Here is a 9628-nt window from a genome sequence, read left to right on the forward strand (position 1 = left end):
GGCGCGCGTGCGCGAGCGGGCGCTGGCCTGGTTCGGCCGCCTGCGCGTCTGGGACACCGAGGACAACGCCGGCGTGCTGATCTACCTGCTGCTGGCCGAGCGCGCCATCGAGATCGTCGCCGACCGCGGGCTGGCGCGCCGCGTGCCGCCGGCCGAGTGGGCGGCGGTCGTCGATGGCCTGCAGGCCGCGCTGTGTGCCGAACGGCCGGAGGCCGGGCTGGCCGCCGCGATCGACGCGGTGGACCGGTGGCTGCGGTATCACTTCCCGTCCGCATCGGATCGCCCCAATCCGAACGAATTGCCGGATGGCGTCGTGCGCGTCTGAAGCGGGCCGCCCGGTTTGCGCCATACTGAAGCGGTCTGCCGCAAACCGGCAGCCCCCCATGCCCACCCCCGACGCCGCCTCCGACACGGGTGACGTGTTCGTCTGGGACACGACGCTGCTGACCGGTCTGGACGAAGTCGATGCCCAGCACCACCACCTGGTGGATCTGTTCAACACGCTCAACCGCGCGATGTTCCACGGCCGCGCGCTGAGCCCGGACCAGCAGCAGCGCATCTTCGACGAGCTGATCGCCTATGCGCGCCAGCATTTCGAGGACGAGGAGCGCCTGATGGGCTTTCTGACCTCGTGGCTGGGACTGCACATCATGGGGGTGGACCAGTCGATGGCGCGGCAGATGGCGCGCATCCGCGCCGGCCCCGACCCGGCCGAGGCCTGGGCGCAGGAGGAGGACCCGCTGGACCGCCGCGTGGCCAACCTGCTGCGCATGGTCGGCCAGCTCTACCACGTGCTGGCGGCGCAGAACCAGGATCTGCTGGAGGCCAACGCGCGGCTGGAGCAGCGCGTGCGCGAGCGCACCGCCGAGCTGGAGGCGGCCAACCGGCGGCTGGAGGCGTTCTCGCGCATCGACGGGTTGCTCGGCATCGCCAACCGTGGCTATTTCGACGAACGCCTGCGCGAGGAGATCGCGCGCCACACGCGGCAGGCGCGGCCGCTGGCGGTCGTGATGTTCGACGTGGACCACTTCAAGCGCTACAACGACCGCTACGGCCACCAAGCCGGCGACGCCTGTTTGCAGGCGGTGGCGCGGGCGCTGGCGCTGCCCCATGCCGATTCCCCCACGGCGCCGGTGGTGACGGTCAGCGCCGGGGTGGGGAGCATGGTGCCCCACGCACCCGACGACGGCCCGCGCCTGCTGCGCCTGGCCGATGCCGCCCTGTACGCCGCCAAGCAGGCTGGCCGCGACCGGGCGGTCGTCGCCCCGCCGGACGATCCTGACGATCCCCGCCAGGCGGGCCCGCATTCGCCCTGATCCGGTCACGGCTGCCGCCACCGCGCCGGCAGGGGGGGCATGGCTTCCTACAATGTGGCGCCAGCGCCGCGTTCGTCCCCGCCCGGGTGGCCGCGCGGCGGTCAGGAGATCCCCATGGCCGAAACCGCTTCGGACAAACGCGAGCAGCTCAAGCGCGCCGCGCTCGACTACCACGAGCGCCCCACCCCCGGCAAACTGGCGGTCGCCGCCACCAAGCCCCTGTCCAACCAGCGCGACCTGGCGCTGGCCTATTCGCCGGGCGTCGCTGCCCCGTGCGAGGAGATCGTCGCCGACCCGGCCAACGCCTTCCGCTACACCGGCCGCGGCAACCTGGTGGCCGTCATCACCAACGGTACCGCGGTGCTGGGGCTGGGCGACATCGGCCCGCTGGCCGCCAAGCCGGTGATGGAAGGCAAGGCGGTGCTGTTCAAGAAGTTCGCCGGCATCGACGTCTTCGACATCGAGATCAACGAAAAAGACCCGGACCGGCTGGTGGAGATCATCGCCGCGCTGGAGCCGACCTTCGGCGGCGTCAACCTGGAGGACATCAAGGCGCCGGATTGCTTCTACGTCGAGCGCAAGCTGCGCGAGCGCATGAAGATCCCGGTCTTCCACGACGACCAGCACGGCACCGCCATCGTCGTCGGCGCGGCGCTGCTCAACGGCCTGAAGGTGGTGGGCAAGCGCATCGACCAGATCAAGCTCGTTACCTCGGGCGCGGGGGCGGCGGCGCTGGCCTGCATCCAGTTGCTGGTCAAGCTGGGCCTGCCGCGCCAGAACATCTGGGTGACGGACCTGGCCGGCGTCGTCTACGAAGGCCGCACCGAGCTGATGGACCCCGACAAGGCGCAGTTTGCGCAAAAAACCGACGCGCGCACGCTGGCCGAGGTGATCGAGGGCGCGGACGTGTTCCTGGGCCTGTCGGCCGGCGGCGTGCTCAAGCCCGAGATGGTGGCGAAGATGGCGCCCAAGCCCCTGATCTTCGCGCTGGCCAACCCGACGCCGGAGATCCTGCCTGAGGAGGTGCGCGCGGTGCGCGACGACGCCGTCATGGCCACCGGCCGCACCGATTACCCGAACCAGGTCAACAACGTCCTGTGCTTCCCGTACATCTTCCGCGGGGCGCTGGACGCCGGGGCGTCCACCATCACCGACGAGATGGAGATCGCCGCCGTGCACGCCATTGCCGAGCTGGCCCAGGCCGAGCAAAGCGAGGTGGTGGCCGCGGCCTATGCGGGCGAGAGCCTGGCGTTCGGGCCGGAGTACCTGATTCCCAAGCCGTTCGACCCGCGGCTGATGATGAAGATTGCGCCGGCCGTGGCCGAGGCGGCGGCGCGCAGCGGTGTAGCGCAGCGCCCCATCGCGGACCTGGACGCCTACCGCGAGCGGCTGCAGAGCTTCGTGTTCGCGTCGGGCACGCTGATGAAGCCCGTCTACGCCATCGCCAAGCGCGCCCCGCACAAAAAGGTGGCCTATGCCGAGGGCGAGGAGGAGCGCGTGCTGCGCGCGGCGCAGGTGGTCGTGGACGAGGGGCTGGCGCGGCCGACGCTCATCGGCCGGCCCGCCATCATCGCCCAGCGCATCGAAAAATTTGGTCTGCGTCTGCGCGAGGGCGCCGACTACGACGTCGTCAACGTCGAGTACGACCCGCGCTACCGCACCTTCTGGCAAGAGTACCACCGCCTGATGGAGCGGCGCGGCGTCACCGAGCAGATCGCCAAGATCGAGATGCGCCGGCGGCTCACGCTGATCGGCGCGATGCTGCTGCGCCACGGCGATGTGCACGGCCTCATCTGCGGCACCTGGGGCACCAGCCCCATGCACCTCAACTACATCGACCAGGTCATCGGCAAACGCCCGGGCGCCCATGCCTATGCGGCGATGAATGCCATCCTGCTGCCCGGCCGGCAGGTGTTTTTGGTGGACACCCACGTCAATTACGACCCGAGTGCCGAGCAGCTCGCCGAAATCACGCAAATGGCCGCGCGCAAGATCATGCGCTTTGGCATCACGCCCAAGGCGGCGCTGTTGTCGCATTCCAACTTTGGATCGTCCGACCAGCCCAGCGCCGTCAAGATGCGGCAGGTGCTGGCGCTGCTGCGCGAGCAGGCCCCGTGGCTGGAGGTGGACGGCGAGATGCACGGCGACGTGGCGCTGGACGCCACGATGCGCCAGACCATCATGCCGCGCAGCACGCTGACCGGCGAGGCCAATTTGCTGGTCTGCCCCAACATCGACGCGGCCAACATCGCCTACAACCTGCTCAAGACCGCTGCCGGCGGCGGCATCGCGATCGGGCCCATGCTGCTCGGTGTGGCCAAGCCGGTGCACATCCTGACCGCCAGCGCGACCGTGCGGCGCATCGTCAACATGACGGCGCTGACGGTGGCCGAGGCCAACGTCGGTCCTCGCGCGGTGGGCACGCCGAGCACGCCCCACCACGCGCCCACCGACGCGCCCACCGACGCGCCCACCGACGCGCCCACCGACGCCTGAACGCCACCGGCAACGGGTTTCAGACCACAAGGCCGCCGGGTTGTCAAGATCTTGCAATCCGGGGGCGCTTCAGGCACACTTGCGCGCTTGATTTCCAGGGTTAACCCCAAGAGAGGATCGGGTGCGTCGAAGTAGGTGGGGGTGGCGCGCGGCGCTGTCGGCCGGACTGCTGGGCCTGGCCCTGCTGGGGGCGACCGGCACCGCCGCGCGGACCGAAGCGCCGCTGCAGGATGCCCTGGGCATCGCGCAGGTGGCGCTGGCCGACCTGCCGCCCGAAGCGCACACCGTCATGCGCCTGATCCGCCAGGGGGGCCCGTTCCCGTACGACAAGGACGGCACGGTGTTCTTCAACCGCGAGCGATTGCTGCCCGCCCACAAACGCGGGTACTACCGTGAGTACACGGTGCCCACGCCCGGGCTGCGCCACCGGGGCGCGCGCCGCATCGTCTGCGGCGGCTGGGAGCCGACCGTCCCCGACGCCTGCTACTACACGGCCGACCACTACGCGAGTTTTCGCCGCATCGCCCCGTGAGGCGGCAGGCCCCCGACCGATTCTTCGCTTTCTCCGATGACCATGGAACAGCCGCTGCGCAACGTACGAACCAATATCGTCCAGTCGATCCGCGCCTTCACGGTCAAGGACCTGCAGGCCGCGGCCGAGGCGCTGGGTCACCATTTCCTCTACGCCAATCTGGCCACTGCGCTCAACAAGCAGGACATCCTGGACCTGATCTCGGCGCAGTACCAACTGCCGCCGCACAACGGCAAGAACCTGGATGCGCTCTACGACTGCCTGACCGACGTGGTGCACAAGTCGGGGCCGCAGACGGGCTTCATCGTCGTGCTGGAGCACATCCCCACCAGCCCCAAGTTCGACAAAGAGGCGCGCGAGCAACTGCTCGACGTCTTTCGCGACGTGGCGGACTTCTGGGCCGAGCGCAAGGTGCCGTTCCGCTGCTTCTATTCGTTCTCGGTGGCGCGCGCGCCCAAGCCGGCCGATCTGGAGTCGAGCGACGAGCCGCTGCTGACCGACAAGCTGGTGGACGTCAGCCCGCAAGCGCTGCGCATGAGCAGCCCGTTCAACGCCGGCTACTGGCTCAGCGCGGCCTGACGGCCGACTTCCCCGCCCTGGTGCCTAGCGGCGGGGGCGGAATCAGCGGGGCGCCCCCAGCGCCTGGGCCAGGGCCACGTACTCGGCCACGGGCACCTCTTCGGCGCGGCGCTGCACGTCGAAGGCGCCGCCGAAGCCCCGCTCCTCCAGCCAGCGGCCCAGGGTGTGGCGCAGCAGCTTGCGCCGCTGCGAAAACGCGACCTGCACCAGCTCCTCCAGCAGCGTGGGGTCGAGCGCCGCAGGCTGCGGCCGGGGTTCCATGCGCACCACGGCGCTGTCCACGCGCGGGGGCGGATCGAACGCCTCGGGCGGCACGAACAGCACCTCCTCCATCGCGTAGCGCCACTGCAGCATCACGCTCAGCCGGCCATAGGCCGCGCTGGCCGGGGCGGCCACCATGCGGTCCACCACCTCTTTTTGCAGCATGAAGTGCTGGTCCTGCACCCGGTCGGCCCAGCGCAACAAATGAAACAGGATGGGGGTGGAGATGTTGTAGGGCAGGTTGCCGACCACGCGCAGGCGGCGCGCCGCTGCGCCCGGGCCGGCGGCACAGCGCGCGGCCAGCGCGCCGAAGTCCACGGTCAGCACGTCGGCCTCCACCACCTCCAGATGGGGGTGGCGGCGCAGGCGGGCCGCCAGGTCGCGGTCCAGCTCGATCACGGTCAGCCGCCCCAGCCGCTCGACCAGCGGCTGGGTCAGGGCGGCCAGCCCGGGGCCGATCTCCACCATGCAGTCGCCCGCCTCGGGGTCGATGGCGCGCACGATGGCGTCGATGATGGCCGGATCGCTCAGAAAGTGCTGGCCAAAGCGCTTGCGCGCGCGGTGCCCGTGTACACCGCTGGGGTCGGGGCGCGGAGGGTTCACTGCGGCGGCTCGCGGTATTCGACGTAGGCCCGTCCGCGCAGTTCGCGCACCTGTTCCTCGAAGGCCTCTTCGGCCTTTTGCTGGCGCAGCAGCGCGCGCACCGCTTCGCGCATCTCGCGCGGGCTGCGCTCCACCTCGCGCCGCTCCAGCACCTCGATCAGGTGCACGCCAAAGCGCGTGGGCACCGGCGCGGACACCTGGCCGGGGGCGAGCGCGTCCATCGCCTGCTCGAACTCCGGCACGAACAGGCCCGGCGCGGCCCAGCCCAAGGCACCGCCCTCGCGGGCCGAGCCGTCCTCGCTGACCTCGCGCGCGGCGGCCTCGAAGGTGGTCTGCCCGCTGACGATGCGCTCGCGCAGGGCTTGCAGCCGCGCCGCGGCGGCGCGCTGCGCGGCCTCGTCCGTGGCGCGCAGCAGGATGTGGCGCACCCGGGTCTGGGTCACGGTCGGCTCGGGCAGGTTGGCGTCGCGCTTGGTCACGACGCGCAGGACGTGAAAACCGGCGCCGCTGCGCAGCGGACCGACGATGTCGCCGGCGCGCGCGCCGCGCACCGCCTCCCAGAACAGCGTGGGATAGCGGTCCGCGCGCCGCAGCCCCAGGCGCCCGCCGTTCGCGGCTTCGGGTGCCTGGGACAGGCGCCGCGCCAGGGTGGCGAAGTCCTCGCCGCTGCGGGCCCGCCGCGCGACGTCCTCGGCCGTCTGGCGGGCGCGCGCCACCTGCTCGGCGTCGGCCTGCTCGGGCACGGGGATCAGCACCTGGGCCAGCTCCAGCACGGTGCGCGCCGGGTCGGTGCTGCCCTGGTGCTGGCGCAGGTAGGCGTCGATGTCGCCTTCGGTCACGCGCACGCGGGCTTCCTCGCGTTCGCGCAGGCGCTGCAGGGTCAGCTCGTTGCGCAGATTGGCGCGAAAGGCCGCGAGCGTCAGCCCCGCTTGCGGCAGGCGCTCGCGCAACTGCGCCACGCTCAGCCCGTTGCGGCGCGCGACTTCGGCCTCGGCCGCGTCCACCGCGGTGTCTTCGACCCGGATGCCGGCGTCGGCGGCGGACTGCAGCAACACCTTTTCGTCGATGAGCTGCTCCAGCACCTGGCGCGGCAGGGCTGCGCGCTCGGCGGCGGGCGCATTGGCGGGCACGTCGATGCGCGCCAGCCGCGCCCGCACTTCGGACGCGGCGATCGGCTCCCCGTTGACCAGCGCGACGATGTAGTCGGCCGTGGCCAGCGCGGCGGGGGCCGCCGGCTGGGCGCTCGCCGCCAGCGGAGCGATCCACAGGACGGCGCACAGCAGGTGGGCCGCGGCGCGGGTGATCGGCGTCGGTTCATTCATAGCGTTCGAAGCGGCTCGGCGGGTTGACGTCCTCGCGCAGGTACTGGTAGCGCGGCACCTGCGTGCGCAAGGTCTGCAGCGGGTTGCTGCCCAGGCGGGAGAAGCCCGAGAACTCCAACTGGAACAGGATGCGCTGGTTGGCGCTGGTGCGGCTTTGCTGCAGCCGCTCCAGCACCACGCGGCCGATCCAGCATCCCGCATCGTATTCGAAGCCCGCCACCAGATCGATGACGCGGCGGTCGGTGAAGCTGTAGTTGACGCGGCCGACCCCGTACCACTGCTGCGGCCCGAGCGCCCGGCCCGGCACGGCGGCCGGCGTCCCGTCGCCGCCCAGCGCGGCCAGGGGCCATTGCCAGCCCAGGTCGAGCTGGCGGCTGCGCGCGGTGCTGGTCTCGTTGTTGCGGTAGGCGGCGCTGAGCACCCGGTAGGGGCCGGGCAGGTAGCGCGCAGACAGCAGGGTGCGCACCGAGGTCCGGCGCGCGACGTTGTACTGCCAGGTGCCCCCGAAGGACCACTGCGGGGTCCAGTTGACCGTGGCGCCGATCAGGATGTCGCTGCGCCCTTCGGCGGCCGCGCCTTCGTTGGGCAGGGTCACGCGCTGGTCTTGCAGGCGCAGGCGTTGCGCCACCCCCAGCGTGGCCAGTTCGGCGCCGCTGTCCGGGGCGTACAGCCGCGTCGTCAGCCCGTAGGTCAGCGTGCGCAGGTCGGCGATGCGGTCGTTGCCGCCGTAGGGGTTGGGCGAGAAGATGGTGGCGAGGTTGAAGTCGTAAGCGGCGCTGTCGTACACCGGCAGCAGGCGCTGGTCGCGGTAGGGGGTGGCGGCCAGCAGCACGCGCGGCTCCAGCGTCTGCACCACGGCCCGGTCCAGCAGCGTGGCCTGGCGCTCGAAGACCAGCCCGGCATCCAGCGCGGCCGTCGGCAGCGCGATGCCGACACTGCGGCGCCCGTCGCCCAGCGCCTGCTCGAACCGGTATTGCCGCGCGTGCCACTGCAGGCTGGGCTCGACATACCAGCCGGGGGTTTCCCAGCGCCGGCTCAGCCGCACGATGCCCAGCGCGCGCGTGCCGTCCAGGTCGGTGCGCTGGTCGCCGGCCGAAACCCCGTCCCACACGGTCGGCACCCGGTCGGTGGCAAAGCGCGTCACGTCCAGATCGGCGCTCAGCCGCCAGCCGTCGATGCCCCCCAGCGCAAAGCGGCCCGGGCGGTAGCGCAGCGCCACGGACGGCAGCCGGTCGTAGGGGGCGACGATCTGCTCGGAGTTGAGCGGCACCAGCGTGCGCGAGGCCCCGAGCGTCTGCCAGCGCTGGGCGGTCAGGCTGTAGCTCCAGGGGCCGGCCCCGCCGCTGAGCACGGCTTCGTTGGCCAGCAGCCGCTGGGCCAGGTTGGTGATGGTGCTGGTGCGCGGAAAGTCGCGCCAGTAATCGTCGTCGCTGACGCGGTTGAGGTTGAGCCGCAGGCCGGCACCGGGCAGCGCGGCCAGCCCGGGCAGCGCCTGCTGGTGCTGCACCGCATACGCCCAGCGGTCGCGGTCGCGCAGGCGGTCGCTGGCCATCCAGGCCGCGCGCACCTGGCCGGCGTAGGCGGACTCCAGGTACCGGTACTCCCCGCCCAGATCCAGCCCGCGCTTGGTCATGAGCGTGGGGTAGAGCGTGGCATCGCGGTTGGGCGCCAGATTCAGGTAGTAGGGGACGGTGGTCTCGAAGCCGCTGCGGTTGTCCAGGTTGAGCGTCGGGGGCAGCACGCCGCTCTTGCGCGCATCGGACAGCGGGAAGCTGATCCACGGCGCCGCCAGCAGCGGCACGCCCTGGAACTCCAGCCGCCCGCCGGTGGCCACGCCGGTGTCCGTCGCCTGATCGAATTGCACCTGGTCGGCCGTCACGGCCCAGGCCGGCGCCCAGCGCCCGCCGGGGGGGCGCTCGCAGGTGCTGTAGCGCACATCGTGGGCGATGGCCCGGTTCTCGTCCAGAAACTCCACCCGGCTGGCTTCGCCCTGCCCCCCGGTGCGCAGGAACTGGAAGCGCACCGCGTCGAAGCGGCCTTCGAACGTGTCCAGCTTGAGCTGCAGCCGCTCGCCCTCGTACACATTGCCCTGGCGGTTGATGCGCACCCGCCCGCTGGCAATCGCCGTGTCGTCCACGGCGGTGTGTTCCAGCCGGTCCGCGCGCAGCGTCAGGTCGTGCCGTCGCAGCACGGCACCGCCTTCGACCGCGGTGTAGACGTCAGTCTGGCCCTGGATGCGCTCGCCCTCCACCACCGTCGGGGTCTGCCCGCGCAGGCTGGGGGGCAACTGCTCCAGCAGGGTCAGCGACGGCTGCAACACCAGCGGCTGGGCGCCGGCGGCGGTCGCGAGCCCGAACAGCCCCGCCACCCAGCCGCTGCGGCGCAGGCGGAGCCGCGGCGGTGCGCCGGTCGCGGTCGGGGCGGGGGTGGTGGGGCGCTTCGGCACGGTCGGACGGGGCGGTCGGCGGTGGCGTTCGTAGAATGCCGTCGATTATCCATGAGCACCCCTGACCCCACCC

The 9628-nt window shown here is 71.6% G+C and carries 7 protein-coding genes and 1 pseudogene; 5 read left to right on the forward strand and 3 right to left on the reverse strand.

All coding sequences use genetic code 11. The annotated features are described in order from the left end of the window. The 5 genes and pseudogenes from Tfont_RS13765 to Tfont_RS13785 form a co-directional block, all read left to right on the forward strand. Positions 1–325 (forward strand): TPM domain-containing protein (locus Tfont_RS13765; protein ID WP_185974546.1); only part of this gene is annotated, 325 nt, incomplete at its 5' end. A 58-nt stretch (positions 326–383) separates the two neighbouring features. Beyond that, positions 384–1316, forward strand: a complete 933-nt coding sequence (locus Tfont_RS13770) for a diguanylate cyclase domain-containing protein (RefSeq protein ID WP_143969861.1) — start codon at positions 384–386, stop codon at positions 1314–1316. A gap of 114 nt (positions 1317–1430) precedes the next feature. Then, on the forward strand, positions 1431–3812 hold the full coding sequence (locus Tfont_RS13775; protein ID WP_143969862.1) for an NADP-dependent malic enzyme: 2382 nt from the start codon (positions 1431–1433) through the stop codon (positions 3810–3812). Positions 3813–4035: 223 nt separating this feature from the next. Next, a complete protein-coding gene (locus Tfont_RS13780) occupies positions 4036–4344 on the forward strand; it encodes a ribonuclease domain-containing protein (RefSeq protein WP_390612510.1) in 309 nt (102 codons plus the stop codon). Positions 4345–4380: 36 nt separating this feature from the next. Continuing rightward, a pseudogene (locus Tfont_RS13785) lies at positions 4381–4782 on the forward strand (barstar family protein); the annotation flags it as partial. Positions 4783–4965: 183 nt separating this feature from the next. Here Tfont_RS13785 and rsmA read toward each other — a convergent pair. From rsmA to Tfont_RS13800, 3 genes are read right to left on the reverse strand one after another with little or no spacing between them, the layout of a single operon-like run. Continuing rightward, the gene (rsmA, locus tag Tfont_RS13790) at positions 4966–5787 is read right to left on the reverse strand and encodes a 16S rRNA (adenine(1518)-N(6)/adenine(1519)-N(6))-dimethyltransferase RsmA (protein WP_143969863.1); all 822 of its coding nucleotides are present in this window, start codon (positions 5785–5787) and stop codon (positions 4966–4968) included. Continuing rightward, complete coding sequence (locus Tfont_RS13795; protein ID WP_143969864.1) at positions 5784–7109, reverse strand: peptidylprolyl isomerase; 1326 nt, start codon at positions 7107–7109, stop codon at positions 5784–5786. The genes rsmA and Tfont_RS13795 overlap by 4 nt, the downstream gene beginning before the upstream one ends. Next, positions 7102–9555: an LPS-assembly protein LptD gene (locus Tfont_RS13800; RefSeq protein ID WP_143969865.1), complete on the reverse strand. Its 2454-nt coding sequence runs from the start codon at positions 9553–9555 to the stop codon at positions 7102–7104. The genes Tfont_RS13795 and Tfont_RS13800 overlap by 8 nt, the downstream gene beginning before the upstream one ends. Positions 9556–9628: the final 73 nt, after the last annotated feature.

The organism is Tepidimonas fonticaldi (genome assembly GCF_007556755.1).
Lineage (GTDB): Bacteria > Pseudomonadota > Gammaproteobacteria > Burkholderiales > Burkholderiaceae_C > Tepidimonas > Tepidimonas fonticaldi.

Bases quoted from the DNA above. Each gene is read 5' to 3' on its own strand.
- Tfont_RS13770 (WP_143969861.1), top strand. From the start codon at position 384: ATGCCCACCCCCGACGCCGCCTCCGACACGGGTGACGTGTTCGTCTGG.
- Tfont_RS13775 (WP_143969862.1), top strand. From the start codon at position 1,431: ATGGCCGAAACCGCTTCGGACAAACGCGAGCAGCTCAAGCGCGCCGCG.
- Tfont_RS13795 (WP_143969864.1), bottom strand. From the start codon at position 7,109: ATGAATGAACCGACGCCGATCACCCGCGCCGCGGCCCACCTGCTGTGC.